The sequence below is a fragment of the Acetobacter thailandicus genome (genome assembly GCF_011516655.1).
Lineage (GTDB): Bacteria > Pseudomonadota > Alphaproteobacteria > Acetobacterales > Acetobacteraceae > Acetobacter > Acetobacter thailandicus.
This window is the reverse complement of sequence record NZ_WOSV01000007.1, coordinates 114,039-127,530: the sequence shown is the minus strand read 5'-3', so window position 1 is coordinate 127,530 and position 13,492 is coordinate 114,039. Positions and strand designations below refer to the sequence as shown.

General features: G+C 48.1%; 9 protein-coding genes. 3 read left to right on the top strand and 6 right to left on the bottom strand.

Annotation, left to right across the window (positions count from 1 at the left end):
• Positions 1 to 121: 121 nt before the first annotated feature.
• The gene (locus tag GOB58_RS10105) at positions 122 to 2,809 is read right to left on the bottom strand and encodes a Hint domain-containing protein (RefSeq protein ID WP_173560109.1); all 2,688 of its coding nucleotides are present in this window, start codon (positions 2,807 to 2,809) and stop codon (positions 122 to 124) included.
• 743 nt (positions 2,810 to 3,552) lie between these two features.
• On the opposite strand from GOB58_RS10105, the gene GOB58_RS10100 reads away from it, so the two are divergent.
• Positions 3,553 to 4,179, top strand: coding sequence for a TetR/AcrR family transcriptional regulator (locus GOB58_RS10100; protein ID WP_233127623.1), 627 nt, complete (start codon positions 3,553 to 3,555; stop codon positions 4,177 to 4,179).
• Between the two features lie 21 nt (positions 4,180 to 4,200).
• On the opposite strand, the gene GOB58_RS10095 is transcribed toward GOB58_RS10100, so the two are convergent.
• The 5 genes from GOB58_RS10095 to hutI form a co-directional block, all read right to left on the bottom strand.
• On the bottom strand, positions 4,201 to 5,484 hold the full coding sequence (locus tag GOB58_RS10095) for an NAD(P)/FAD-dependent oxidoreductase (protein WP_086554874.1): 1,284 nt from the start codon (positions 5,482 to 5,484) through the stop codon (positions 4,201 to 4,203).
• Between the two features lie 83 nt (positions 5,485 to 5,567).
• A complete protein-coding gene (locus GOB58_RS10090; protein ID WP_086635222.1) occupies positions 5,568 to 7,073 on the bottom strand; it encodes an aldehyde dehydrogenase family protein in 1,506 nt (501 codons plus the stop codon).
• A gap of 442 nt (positions 7,074 to 7,515) precedes the next feature.
• Entirely contained in the window at positions 7,516 to 8,745 is a 1,230-nt protein-coding gene (locus tag GOB58_RS10085) for an SMP-30/gluconolactonase/LRE family protein (protein WP_173560108.1), read from the bottom strand.
• A gap of 298 nt (positions 8,746 to 9,043) precedes the next feature.
• Positions 9,044 to 9,790 carry a histidine utilization repressor gene (gene hutC, locus GOB58_RS10080; RefSeq protein ID WP_086554871.1) on the bottom strand — a complete coding sequence of 249 codons (747 nt, stop codon included), beginning with the start codon at positions 9,788 to 9,790 and terminating at the stop codon, positions 9,044 to 9,046.
• Positions 9,791 to 9,866: 76 nt separating this feature from the next.
• Positions 9,867 to 11,099: an imidazolonepropionase gene (gene hutI, locus GOB58_RS10075; RefSeq protein ID WP_173560107.1), complete on the bottom strand. Its 1,233-nt coding sequence runs from the start codon at positions 11,097 to 11,099 to the stop codon at positions 9,867 to 9,869.
• A gap of 150 nt (positions 11,100 to 11,249) precedes the next feature.
• On the opposite strand from hutI, the gene GOB58_RS10070 reads away from it, so the two are divergent.
• Together GOB58_RS10070 and hutG are read left to right on the top strand one after the other, a co-directional pair.
• Positions 11,250 to 12,617 (top strand): formimidoylglutamate deiminase, encoded by a 1,368-nt coding sequence (locus GOB58_RS10070; protein WP_173560106.1) that lies wholly within the window; start codon positions 11,250 to 11,252, stop codon positions 12,615 to 12,617.
• Positions 12,618 to 12,656: 39 nt separating this feature from the next.
• On the top strand, positions 12,657 to 13,451 hold the full coding sequence (gene hutG / locus GOB58_RS10065) for an N-formylglutamate deformylase (protein WP_173560105.1): 795 nt from the start codon (positions 12,657 to 12,659) through the stop codon (positions 13,449 to 13,451).
• Positions 13,452 to 13,492: the final 41 nt, after the last annotated feature.

Below are 13,492 nucleotides of genomic sequence, written 5' to 3'. Positions count from 1 at the left end.
AAGCTGCATAGTAAAATATTATAGCAGCTTCCGGTATTTTCAGTTTTAACCTGAATGAGCAGAGCTGATTAACTCAAAGGAAGACCTGATATTTTTTATGTTATCAGGTCTTCGTGTTTCTTCAGGCTGTTTTTTTGCCTTCCTCATCCTGCGTTACACAGTAAGGACCGGCAGCTTCGATGCTGAGTGAAAGCAGGCCGATGCTGCCTGGTTTACGAGGCCCCAGTGGCAGAGAGGCATTGCCGTTTGTCCAGCGTGCTGAAGGGTGGGCGATACCATGCCAGCCGTTCAGTGCGTCATCGGTGAGGTGATGGATAATCTCTCTTTTTTTGTTGCCTTCAAAAAAGAGCACTTCGCCGATAAGTACACCCAAATTGCGTCGGTCATCAACAAATGGCCCCCGGGTGTCAGAGGGTTTACTGCTGTTTGAGACGATCTGCACAGTATCAAGACCGTCAGGGATCATGAACATGACGCATTTATCAACTGTACGGAGTGGCTGAATGATATGTCCGTTAGCTGAACGTAAATGCAGGTTTGTCTCAGTTGTGAGTGCAGGCGGCAGTGTCTGAAGTGGCAGTCTGCGCTTTTCTGCACGTTGTGCAATCTGGCGGTAAATGGGTTCTACCCGTTCGCGTGACACATCCAGCGGAGCAGCGGCATCATTTTCCCAGTTTTTTGTCTGTGGGTTAAAGATGAACACATTCCCCTGCTGCCTGAAGGCATTACGGTTACCTGTATCGAGATAGCTTTCAGTCAGCATACCATCAGCCATAATGACTGAATGGTCCTCGGTTTCAATATGGTAGTAGTCATAAGACGGAACTGAGCGGTCATAAAAGACTGAGCGGCCGTTAACCAGCATACGTGCAGGAATAAATGCATTGTCGAAAAACAGGCAGTGTTCAGCTGTTACCAGCAGGTCTTTAAAAGGAACACCTGGTGCAATGGCATCCTGGAGAATACGAACAGGGTAGCCGGCTTCATCGTCAGATTTTTCTGATTTTACAGTGCAATGTGCCTTGCCTGCCCATGTCACAGTGGTATGGCATGCTTTTCCGTCCTGATAAGAAACGATAATATCACCTGGTTTCAGGTCCTGCACGGCCATTGTACCATTGGGTGTGGCAATGAGTGTATCTGCCAGGAAGCAGACCTCATAAACCAGGTCACCATCAGAATTTTCACTCAGAGTATAGCCAATTTCTTTAACACCAATGATGTTGAGCGTAATGGATGAATTATCCTGAAGTGTGAATGTGACGTGATCGGCGTCAGGGTATGTGACGTCTTTAACGTCATTAGCTTTCACACTTTCGAGTGTAATGCTGTCAACAGCACCTGTTCCTACATTTTGAGTGAAACCTGAGATAACAGTTGTCGGGCTTGTATTGCCAGTAATAACCAGGTCAGAATTACCATCACCCGTGAGGGTTACTGTGCCCCCTGCGGTTGATGGAATGGTGACCTGGGCACCTCTTTCTGCTGTGACGTTGCCTGAGATGACACCGCCCGAAAATGCATAAAGAGAACCACCGCTTGAAACTGTTGTTGTGCCTATTACGCCTTCGCTGCGCGCATATAAGGAGCCACCGCTTTCAACAGTATTATTTGCAATTATTCCGCCGGCAGCAGCCTCCAGAACACCTCCGCCAGAGACAACAGCAGAGGACGAAAGGCCTCGTATACCAGCACCACCGCTGCTGGTAACAGTAAGGGTGGAGACTACGCCCCCGCTGCTTACAATAAGTGTATTGCCGGAAGATATAGTCGTACTTTGCAGGGTCGCCCCTGAATTAACGTAAATATTGGCGTTGCCGGCAGGTGGAGTTTCGTACGTATCAACGGCACCACTTTCTAAGATAAGAGTGCCACCACTAGTGGTCCATCCCAGATAAGGAGGAGAGTTATAAGCGCTGATTACGCCACCATTGAGATGGACAGAAGTTACCTCATTGGCGCCTGCGGAAAATACCGCTGTTGCGCCAGAATTGATGGTTGTACTGGCGAGGCTGCCACCACTGTTCACAGTGAGTGTATTGCCAGAGGACAGCGTAGCGCTGGATAGCTGAGCCCCTGAATTTACTATGATACTGGCATTTCCAGAAAATGGTGATTCGTTCGTGTCAATGGCACCACTTTCTAAGATGAGTGTGCCACCACTACTGCCCCACGTAAAATAAGGAGGAGAGTTATAAGCGCTGATTACGCCGCCATTGAGAGTGGCATTTTCATTGGCGCCTGCGGAAAATACCGCTGTTGCGCCAGAATTGATAATTGCACCGGTGACGCTGCCGCCACTGTTTACAGTGAGTGTATTGCCAGAGGCCAGCGTAGTGCCGGATAGTACGGCCCCTGAATTTACTATGATATTGGCATTTCCAGATGAAGGGTCCTCACCTTCTGTATCGACTGACCCACTTTCGAGAATGAGTGTGCCGCCATTACTTCCCCAGTTAAAGTAAGGTGTAGAGTTAAAGGCACTTATTGTGCCACCGTCTAAATTTACATTGTAATAATATTCGTTAGTGCCTGCTAAAAATATAGCGGTTGCAGCGCTACTGATAGTTATATTGCTGAGAGCCCCACCGTTTTCAACAGTCAGCGTACCGCCTTCGAATGTGTTGTTGAGTACAGTGCCCCCGCTTTGGATTGTTAAGCTGCCTCCGGAGGTAAGCGTTGCGCCGGCAAACGTTCCGCCGGATTCAACGGTTACAGATGTAAATCCGGCGCCGTAAAATCCACCAGGGTTTGTCCATCCATTCAGACCATCATCAACATACAGGACGTTGGATGTAACATGACTCATTCTCTGTTTACCTTCATAAATATTTAAAACGTAATCAATTGAATTATTTCAACGAGTTCTCAGAGCAAACATTATGCTGAAGGCAGCTGGGGATGATCAGACTGTGATTTATAATGCAACTCATATGCGAGTTTGTTTATAAATAACTGTGATCTTTCATGCTGTTTCGTTAAGAAAAAACAATCCTGCGTGATAAATAAGGTATATCTGCACATACCATCAAATAAATTATATATTAATAATTAAAAATTTATTAATGATAAATAAATCATAAAATGTAAAAAATAAAAAAATAAACAATTAATATTTAATTATGATTAATTACATTAAAAGATATTTTTTTTGATATATGTCAAAAATAAAATTAAATAAAAAAGTTATTTATATTTCATATTTTATTTTTTATTACGTGAAGTTTATTGTTTTTTTTGTTTAATTAAAACTCAGGGGTATTATTGTTATTATTTTTTAAACTTAATTTCTTTTAAGGTATTCCCCGGGGGGTATGGTGGTGAGCCAGAGCGGGTTCTGTGTATCGAACGACTGATGTGGCTCAAATGGAGATATTAAGGAAGATTCGGTTTGGAAACCGATATGTTCTAAAACATTCAGTGAGGCATATGAGGAGTGGTAACACTTTGAGAATAGTGGCATACCATCGGCACTGCGTTCGGTTTTTTTGATCCGTTTTTAATGTGATCAATCAGATTGAGTATGAGAATGAATTTTTTGAAGGTTATGTTTTGTCTGATTGGGTTGTAGCATCTGATGTGGCGCGCAATTTCTCGCGGCGAGAAGAACGCAGGCGGCAAACCCAGGATGCTCTGATCGATGCCGCCATGAGGCTTTTGTCTGAAAAAGGGTTTAATAAAACAACCACAGATGAAATTGCGGCAGCGGCGGGTATTTCACGCCGGACTTTGTTTCGTCACTTTCCTGCTAAGGCAGATCTCGTTACGGCCTGGACGCAGCAGATGACAGATGTTCTGACCAGGAGAGTAAATGCCTGTCCGGCAGATATGCTGCCTCAGGCGGTCATTCAGGTTGCGCTCGAGGCTGTTGTGCCTTACATGGCAAAAACGAAAGAAGAAGCGCTTGCTTTTGTGCGTCTGATTGAACGTACGCCGGAATTACGCTCGGTGAGCTTAAATAAATATGCCTGCTGGGAGGATAGTCTGGCTGCAGCGCTGGAACAACGCATGTCTGAAAGCGGTGACAGGGCTCTGGCAGCCAGAGTTGCCGCCCGGTCAGGAATTGCCGCTTTCAGAACCGCTGTAGATGAGTGGATTAGTGTAAAGGGGCGTACTGACCTGGTCGTTCTGATTCAGCGTGTTATTATGCTGCAGATTGCCTGCTTCAGAGAGATTTGAGCAGGCATTTTTATTGCTCGGTCAGTGAAGTCGGATCGAAGGATTAACCAGAGAGCTTACCCAGTCAGAAAAGCAGGATATCAGGCCGCGTGATACACCATAAAGTTCAACCTGGTGCTGGCGATACAAAGCCAGGTGCCCCAGACGAGCTGACAGCCCTTTAAATACTCCGCCTCCAAAGACTGTGCCTCCAGGCAGAGTTCCCCATCCATTATAATTCCCTAATGCGACAATCGCTCCCTTGTTGTTGAAAACACAAGGCGATATTTCACGTTTATCGTATAGCCACGCCGGTAACTGCCGTGCGAGGTGATGGGCCTGTTGCCTTGCTACCTGAGCTGTTGGCGGCAAAGGGTCGTCGGCAATATAGCTGCAATCGCCCATAGCAAATATGGCAGGGTCATCAACAGACTGAAGGGTTGGTTTTACCAGAATTTGCCCTGAACGACTCAGGGAGAGGTCGCCAAAACCTTTGGTAACTTCAGGTGCTTTGACGCCTGCGGCCCATACGCGCAGGGTGGCTGGTATGTGGCTGCCGTCTTTGAGGGTGAAGCCATGACTGTCTGCTCCTGAAACCATAGCAGATGTAAGCACTCTGACGCCAATGCGCTCAAGTTCCTGCCTGGCAGCCTGTGAGACTTCTTCGGGGAAAGCAGGCAGAATACGCGGGCCAGCTTCAAGCAGCGTAATATTTAGTACGGGTGGCGTTTGTGAAAAACTATGAAGGCCAGCCAGCTCAAGTGCTTTGTGCAGCTCTGCCGCGAGCTGAGTGCCAGTCGCGCCGCCCCCTACAATAGCAATATCAAGGGCACCATCGCCAGCATAGGAACGAAGAAGTTCCATGCGGAACTTTTCGTTGAAACCATTGGCCTCAACAAGGTTGTCAATAAAGAGGCAATGCTCAGAGACCCCGGGTGTGCCAAAATCATTTGCACAGCTGCCAATTGATAAGATCAGTGCATCATATTTAACCGTTCGCCCTTCCAGTACCAGGCTTCCGTCTGCACCATAAAGCGGGCCAAGGACTGTTTCCTTTTTTTCACGGTCCAGGCTGATTACCTCACCGGGCCAGAATTCAAAATGATGACGTCTGGCCTGTGCCATAAAACTGATGCGGTCATTTTCATTCTGGGCAGTGCCGGCTGCAAAGCAGTGCAGCATTGGTTTCCAGACATGAGAAAAACTTTTGTCGATCAGGGTGATACGTGCTTTGCCCTGCCTGCCCATTGTGTTGCCAAGGCGTGTTGCAAGTGCAAGACCTGCAACACCGCCGCCAACGATCAGGATTTCAAATTTCCGGCTCATAGTCTCTACCCGTCGTTGTTCTTTAGATCATTGTAAAATAACGGTTAAAGGGGAGCATGCAACTATGCTCCCCTTTTTTTGACTCAAAAGAGACCAAGTTTCTTTTCAGAGTAGCTGGTGAGTATATTTTTAGTTTGCTGGTAATGTTCGAGAACCATTTTATGTGTTTCACGACCAATGCCAGATTTTTTATACCCGCCAAATGCCGCGCCAGCAGGGTAGATATGATAGCAGTTTACCCATACCCGCCCTGCCTGCAGGCCTTTTGCGACCCGGTGGCAGATATTGCCATTACGAGACCACACGCCTGACCCAAGGCCAAACTCGGTGTCATTGGCAATTGCCAGTGCCTCGGCTTCGTCCTTAAATGTAGTGACGGTCAGAACAGGACCAAAAATCTCTTCGCGGAAAATACGCATCGTATTATCACCGCGGAAGATTGTCGGCTGAACATAAAAGCCATTGCTGAGGTCATTGCCAAGTTCTGGCTTTGCACCGCCGGTCAGTATTTCGGCTTTATCTTCATCGCGTCCAATGTTGATATATTCAAGAATTTTGTTCTGCTGCATGAGTGAGTTTTGCGCACCCATCATGGTTTCAGGGTCAAGAGGGTTCCCCTGTCTGATAGCTTTTACCCGTGGAAGCACACGTTCAATAAACTTATCATAGATAGACTCATGAACCAGAGCACGGCTTGGGCATGAACAGATTTGCCCCTGATTAAGTGCAAACAGGGTAAAGCCTTCCAGGGCTTTGTCGAGATAGTCATCATCATGATCCATGATGTCTGCAAAGAATATGTTGGGAGATTTACCGCCCAGCTCCAGTGTTGCCGGAATCAGGTTTTCTGCAGCAGCATGCGCGATCATTTTGCCTGTTGGTGTAGAGCCTGTGAAGGCAATTTTCGCAATGCGGCTGCTGTTGGAAAGTGCTGACCCTGCATCTCGCCCCAGACCGTTCACGATATTGATTGTGCCGGCAGGAAAGAGATCACCAATGATTTCCATCAGTACCAGCATGCTGGCTGGTGTTGTTTCAGCGGGCTTCATCACCACGCAGTTGCCTGCAGCCAGAGCCGGGGCCAGTTTCCATGCACCCATCAGCAGGGGGAAATTCCACGGAATAATCTGCCCTACAACACCAAGAGGTTCATGAAAGTGATAGGCCACTGTATCCTGATCGATATCAGTAATACCGCCTTCCTGAGCGCGGATACAGCCGGCAAAATAGCGAAAATGATCGATTGCCAGGGGGATGTCAGAGCCCAGTGTTTCACGGATAGGCTTACCATTATCCCACGTTTCAGCGCGTGCGAGAAGGTCGAGGTTGGCCTCCATGCGATCGGCTGCTTTGAGAAGAATGTTAGAGCGCTCGCCGATGGAGGTCCGTCCCCAGCTTTTAAATGCGTTATGGGCGGCATCGAGTGCAAGTTCTATATCTTCGGCTGTAGACTGTGGCACTTCGCATAATATGCGCGCATCAACAGGCGAGATATTTTTCATATACTGCCCTTTTACCGGGGCTTTCCATTCACCGTTAATATAATTTTCATAGCGTGATTTAAAAGGAGGGGCCTGAATGACTGACATGGGATACTCCATTTGTCCTGTTCATTGCCTGCATAAAATGCTGACTGATTTTTAATCAGGACTCTGCTTATCCTGATTACTATATTCTTTGATATATAGACAGGATAGAGTCTGCAATACGGTGGAGTGTCACATCATCGTGAAAAATGACACTCAGTGCCACTTTTGGTGGAGATGTCATTAATAAAGTATTATTAAAAAATAAATTCATTATAAAAATATTATATAAATCAATATGATGTTAAATATTTTTATTTTTTTCTAAAATTAATGGGTGTAATAATAAAATGATATATTTTATTTGGCAATATTTTATTTTTTGGGGGTGGTGTCTTGATGGAAGGGAGACTTACTGAGGTCGGGCGCTGTATATTGTGAAAATAAATTTCATCTGTTCATGAGAAACAGTAAAACCAGCCGCCCGGCCCATAATATGTGGCTTTTAGGATAACCCGGCACCCTGTGTCGCGACATCAAGAGTAAAAATGGAATCCCGAGCTGTCATGAAGAGGCGATTACGTTCAGGTCCGCCAAATGTCAGGTTTGAAATGGTGCGTGGCATACGGAGCCGGCCGATCATTTTACCCGCGGGATTATAAATAATTACGCCACACAGACCCAGGGAGCCACTGGCGCCAACCCATATATTGCCCACAACATCGGCTTTAATACCGTCAGGCATTAATTTTTCGCCGTTAAGAGTCATGGATGCGAAAATGCGTTGATTAGTTAGTTTATTACCCGTGACATCAAAGGCATAAATATTACGAAATCCACCTCCGCCTGGGTGTGCGGCTTTATCTGCACTGGAGGCGATATAAAGAGTTTTATAATCAGGCGAAAAACAGAGTCCATTAGGGCCGGCGAGCTGATTTTCTGTAAGAACGGCTGTGAGTTCACGTGTTTCCGGGTCAATATAAAAAACATGAGCCTGCTGTCCATAAGCGCCGCCCAGTTCAGTGCTTAGCTCCGTTCCCAGGTTCCAGGTCAGGTTGTCTGGTGTCGGTGCGTTGATACCCGGTTCGTTTGGGTGCCCCTCCCACAAACGGTCTCCGTAATCCGGATCTGTGAACCAGATTCCTCCATCCTTATCAACGACAATATCATTGGGAGAGTTCAGGCGTTTGCCTTGATATTTATCGGCCAGAACAGTGCAGGTTCCGTTATGTTCCCAGCGAATAACCCGACGCAGGCCATGCTCACATGTTAGCAGCCGCCCTTCATTGTCAAAGGTGTTTCCATTTGAATGATAGCTTTCCTTACGGAATACGGACATCGCATGCGTATCTTCAGCGTAGCGATACTGACTGCTTCCTGTTACGTCACTTACGAGCAGAAAGCGCCCTTCAACTGACCATGCTGGCCCTTCAAGCCACGAGACATTCCCTCGCCAGGCCTGTTCTAACGGTGCGTTCCAGGAAATGACCTTATTGAAAGACGGATCGTAGGATATAATATCGGGGTCAGGTGTGAAAGGCACGGGTGCCTGAGGCCCCCAGACTCTGGCTGGGGTGCTTATGATACTTGGCGGAGATACACTTTCACTGTTCGCAGCTAAGGCGTCGTGCTGTTTTATCAGTGTAGTGCCGGCAAGACCTGCGATGCCGGCAGCCAGAATTTTACGACGAGTTGTGCATGCCGGTAAATGTTGCTTGTCATTCAAATGAGGCATTTTATCAGACCTGTCACGCAATATGAGAAAATACTAAATTACTTAATGGTTATTTTAAATAGTGGTAGTTATTTTATCAATGTGCAAATTTATGTAGTGCTGAGGTAGAGAGGAGCAGGCAGCTATGCATAGTAATATTTTATTTTTTTTGGTGTTATCTTATTAACGAGGCAGGCTTATTTTCAGATTTGTGACGAGGCTAATGGTTCAGGCTTTTACTGTCGTCAGAGCGCAAATAAGCAGTTAAGCCTTATTAAGCTTAACTGCCTGATATATAATCAGATATCGTAAGTATTATTCAGTGATTTTTGAGACTATCCACCTGGTAACGTCCGCCAAGGCTGTAACGATTGCCGGGGTAAGTGAAAATTCCCTTCATTACCGTTTTGCCCTGTACCCATGTGCGGCGCACGAGCTGAAGGCACGCCGTTGCAGGCTCATCCAGCTCCAGAAGCTGCTGTATTTTTTCCTCTGGTGTCACGGCAAAAATAACGTGTTCCATTTCATCAGGGCGAGCTATGTGTGTCAGCAAACGGTGCGGATGCAAAGAAGTGAAATCCTGCTCCAGGTAGTCCGGTGCAAAATGTGGTGAAACATAGCGCTCTTCAACCTGCAGGGGGATGTTATCTTCCATATGCACAATAACAGAATGGAACAGCTTGGCACCCGGGCGCTGATCAAAGGCCATGGCCAGATCCACATCGGCTCTGACAGCTTCAAGGGTTACCAGCCTTTGTGTGTGAGTGTGACCCGCCGAGATAATGTCATCTGCAATATCGCGTAGTTCAAGCAGCGGGGCACGGGGCATCAGTTCTGCAACAAAAGTACCAACGCCCTGCGCACGGGTTACAAGCCCCTCTGTCATAAGCTCCCGCAAAGCTCTGTGCACGGTCATACGTGAAACTCCAAGAGTCTCGACCAGCTCGCTCTCTGAAGGGAGCCTTTCCCCGACATCCCATTCTCCACGGGTGATGTGATCAGTAATATATTTCTTTACCTGCTCATAGCGAAGCTGCGGGCGGGGAGCAGGAGAAGATGGTGTCATGAACTGATCCTTTGGTAGCGCGGGGTGTTTTGGTAAAATATGGACGTTTGTATCACCTGTATAGAGATTATGTTTTTTAGTTGTCTGTTTTGCCACCAAAGACCCGTGCCGAGGGCCTGACGCCACCAATCCAGTAAGAGAGCTCATGTGGGCCTGATATGGGCCAGAAAGCTATATCGGCAGCATAATTTTCCTGCAAAACACCCGTGATGTTTTGTAAGTTAAGAGCCCTGGCGGCAATTGTTGTAACGCCATGCAGGGCTTCAGCCGGTGTCAGGCGCATCAGGGTGCAGGCCATATTCATGGTGGTTGTCAGGTCGAGCAACGGGGAGGTTCCAGGGTTGCAGTCTGTGGCAAGCCCCATGGGCACTTTGTGCTTTCTGAAAAGATCTACCGGCGGCAGTCTCGTTTCGCGAATGAAGTAAAAGGCTCCGGGCAGGAGCATAGCGACAGTGCCTGCTGTCGCCATAGCTTGAACACCATTTTCGTTAGCATATTCGACATGATCAGCTGACAGGGCCTTAAAGCGGGCTGCGAGAGCACAGCTGTCGCTGTCTGACATCTGGTCAGCATGAATGCGAACCGGCAGGCCAAGCTGTGCTGCGGCCTGAAAGATTTGTTCGGTTTCGGATCGTGAGAACGCTATTGTTTCACAAAAGACATCGACACTGTCAGCGAGTTTTCCTTCTGCTATGCGAGGTAACATATCATTGATGATGGTGTTGACATAGTCAGTCTGACGGCCGGCATATTCAGGTGGCAGAGCATGTGCACCCAGGAAGGTTGTATGCACACGTATGGGAAGGTGCTGTTCAAGGGCACGGCCTACACGCAGCAGCTTGAGTTCATCTTCCAGGGTCAGACCATAGCCTGATTTTACCTCGATAGTCGTGGTGCCGCCTGCAATCATACGCTTGGCACGGGTTATAGCCAGTTCAAGCAGCTGCTCTTCAGACATTGCACGTGTGGCTGCTACAGTAGCGTTAATACCGCCGCCTTCGTGTGCAATCTGCTGATAGCTGACTCCATTAAGGCGCTGGCTGAATTCGTTACTTCGATCACCTGCATAGACAAGATGGGTATGGGCATCTATCAGCCCCGGGGTAGCCCATTTCTGCTGCATAGAGATAACAGATCGTGCAAGTTTTTCGGGGGCGTCAGGAAGATTAGCTTCAGCGCCAATCCACGTAATTTTACCATTTTTCGCTGCAATGGCGGCATTTTTAATGCATCCATAAGGGTCAGGTGAGCTGATGCGCGATGGTGCCATCGTGGCTAAGTGAACGTTCTTCCAGAGTGTATCCCACATGGCATCCTGCTTTCTTAGTCTGTGAGATACCATACAAAGGTATATACAAATAAGTCAAATCCGTTATGGTTTCAAAACGACAACGGTCAGATTCCGCCTGGAGCAGCTTTAATGATGCGGGTGGAAGCTGAGTAAAATGGGTATGACTGCATGACCGGAATTTTTGTGAAGCAGGCTCTTCTCCCTGAGGGGTGGAGAAAAAATGTCTCCTTAGTTATCGGGCCGGATGGCAGATTTTCTTCTGTCACAGCCGACAGTCAGCCCTCCAGAGGGATGGAGCAGTATGAGATTGCTCTGCCACCCCAGATCAGCCTGCATTCTCACGCTTTTCAGCGTGGCATGGCCGGGTTTGCTGAGCGCCGGCAAACGCCATCTGACACTTTCTGGACATGGCGCACGCTGATGTATCAGCTTGCCGGTCATATCTCTCCCGATCAGATGGAGGGGATTGCCGCTTTTTTGTATATGGAAATGTTACGCGCAGGCTATACGCAGGTTGCTGAGTTTCATTATCTGCATCGTGATAAAAATGGCTGTGCTTACAATCAGCCTGCCGAAATGGCGATGAGAATTGCCGCAGGTGCACAAACCGCAGGGTTGGGTGTTACAGTTTTGCCGACGCTCTATATGTATGCAGGGTTTGGACAGAGACCTTTGCAGGATGAGCAGCAACGTTTTGCCTCAACACCGGGTTTTATAGCTGAAATTATCAGTAATCTCCGAAAGCAATGGCAGGGGAGTTCCCTTGTTTCTGTCGGGCTGGGTCTGCATTCTCTGCGTGCGGTCGGGACAGAAGATATTAATGCGCTTGTTTCGGCTGTTGCTCAGTCATCACCCGTACATATTCATATTGCGGAGCAAATCGGGGAGGTAGAACAGTGTCTTGCCGCGACAGGGCAGAGGCCCGTCGCCTGGCTGTTCGAGCATGTGCCTGTTGATGCCCGCTGGTGTCTTGTACATGCGACTCATCTTACGTCGCCTGAGGTCACCAGGATTGCAAAAAGTCAGGCTGTGGCAGGTTTGTGCCCGGTGACAGAGGCCAACCTCGGAGACGGCTTTTTTCCGTTTGTTGAATATGTTGCAAAGAACGGCCGCTTTGGTATCGGGTCAGACAGTAATATTCTGATCAGCCCGGCTGAAGAGCTGAGGCTGCTTGAATATGGCATGCGTTTATCTGCACAAAGTCGCTGCCTTGCTCTGCCCCAGGGTCAGCTGGGTTCAACCGGCGGGTGGCTATATCGCCAGGCTCTGGCAGGCGGGGCTCAGGCCTGTGGTCTTGCACAGTGGGGGCTAACGCCAGGTGCTCGTGCTGATTTATGTGTGCCTGATGAGACGCAGTTTATTCATCCTGATCTTGAAGGTGATGCTGTTTTAGATGCTGCGTTATTCACTCTTCCGGCATTGCCTGTCAGGCATGTGATGTCAGCTGGTGATTGGCGGGTGCGTGATGGGCATCACCCTCAGCAGGAGCGCCTTACACAGCACTTCAGAACCATTATGCGTGAAATTTTTTCCTGATTTTTAAAAATAAAAGAGCAGAGAAAGAGGTCAGAGACGATGCTTCCGGTTTATTCTTTTACACCAGGTGATATGCCAGTGCTGATTACTTTGCCTCATGCTGGCCAGAGCCTGCCAGAAGGGCTGGCCCTGCGTATGACAGAGCATGGCAGCACATTGCCTGATACAGACTGGTATATGGAGACACTCTACGATTTTGCGCAGGCTCTTGGTGTTGGCGTACTGCGTGCAAATTACTCACGCTATGTCGTTGACCTGAACCGAGGGCCAGATGACGGCGTGCTTTATCCCGGGCGCCCCAGCACCGGGCTTGTGCCACACTTCACCTTTTCCGGTCTGCCAGTTTACCGTGAAGGAGAGGAGCCTGATGCGCAGGAAACTGTGCTGAGAACCAGGCTGTTCTGGCGTCCTTACCATGATCAGATAGAGCAGGAGCTTGGCCGTTTAAAAGAAAAATGGGGGCATGCTGTTTTGTGGGATGGTCATTCTATTGCTTCCACTATTCCTCGTTTGTTTGAAGGGGTTTTACCCGACCTTAATTTTGGCACCAATATGGGGCAGGCCTGTGCGCCGGAACTTGCTCAGGCTTTGGTGGCTCAGGCAGCACAGGCTTCGCACTATACCCATGTTCTCGACGGGCGTTTTAAGGGGGGGTATACGACTCGTCATTACGGGCAGCCAGATCAGAATATACATGCTGTACAGCTTGAACTTGCACAAACAACCTACCTGGAAACTGAAAAATCTCCCTGGCCTTTAAGTGCGCAGAAAGCTGCACAGCTTAAGCAAACCCTGCTTCAGCTTCTGCGCTGTGCTCTGGCGTTTAAGCCCTGAAAACGTCAGAAGTGTTTTTTTAATTTATTCCAGATTGACAA

What these genes read in the sequence shown, in the direction of transcription:
- hutG (WP_173560105.1), top strand. Translation starts at nt 12,657, where the DNA reads ATGCTTCCGGTTTATTCTTTTACACCAGGTGATATGCCAGTGCTGATT.
- hutI (WP_173560107.1), bottom strand. Translation starts at nt 11,099, where the DNA reads ATGTGGGATACACTCTGGAAGAACGTTCACTTAGCCACGATGGCACCA.
- GOB58_RS10095 (WP_086554874.1), bottom strand. Translation starts at nt 5,484, where the DNA reads ATGAGCCGGAAATTTGAAATCCTGATCGTTGGCGGCGGTGTTGCAGGT.
- GOB58_RS10070 (WP_173560106.1), top strand. Translation starts at nt 11,250, where the DNA reads ATGACCGGAATTTTTGTGAAGCAGGCTCTTCTCCCTGAGGGGTGGAGA.
- GOB58_RS10090 (WP_086635222.1), bottom strand. Translation starts at nt 7,073, where the DNA reads ATGTCAGTCATTCAGGCCCCTCCTTTTAAATCACGCTATGAAAATTAT.
- GOB58_RS10085 (WP_173560108.1), bottom strand. Translation starts at nt 8,745, where the DNA reads ATGCCTCATTTGAATGACAAGCAACATTTACCGGCATGCACAACTCGT.
- GOB58_RS10105 (WP_173560109.1), bottom strand. Translation starts at nt 2,809, where the DNA reads ATGAGTCATGTTACATCCAACGTCCTGTATGTTGATGATGGTCTGAAT.
- hutC (WP_086554871.1), bottom strand. Translation starts at nt 9,790, where the DNA reads ATGACACCATCTTCTCCTGCTCCCCGCCCGCAGCTTCGCTATGAGCAG.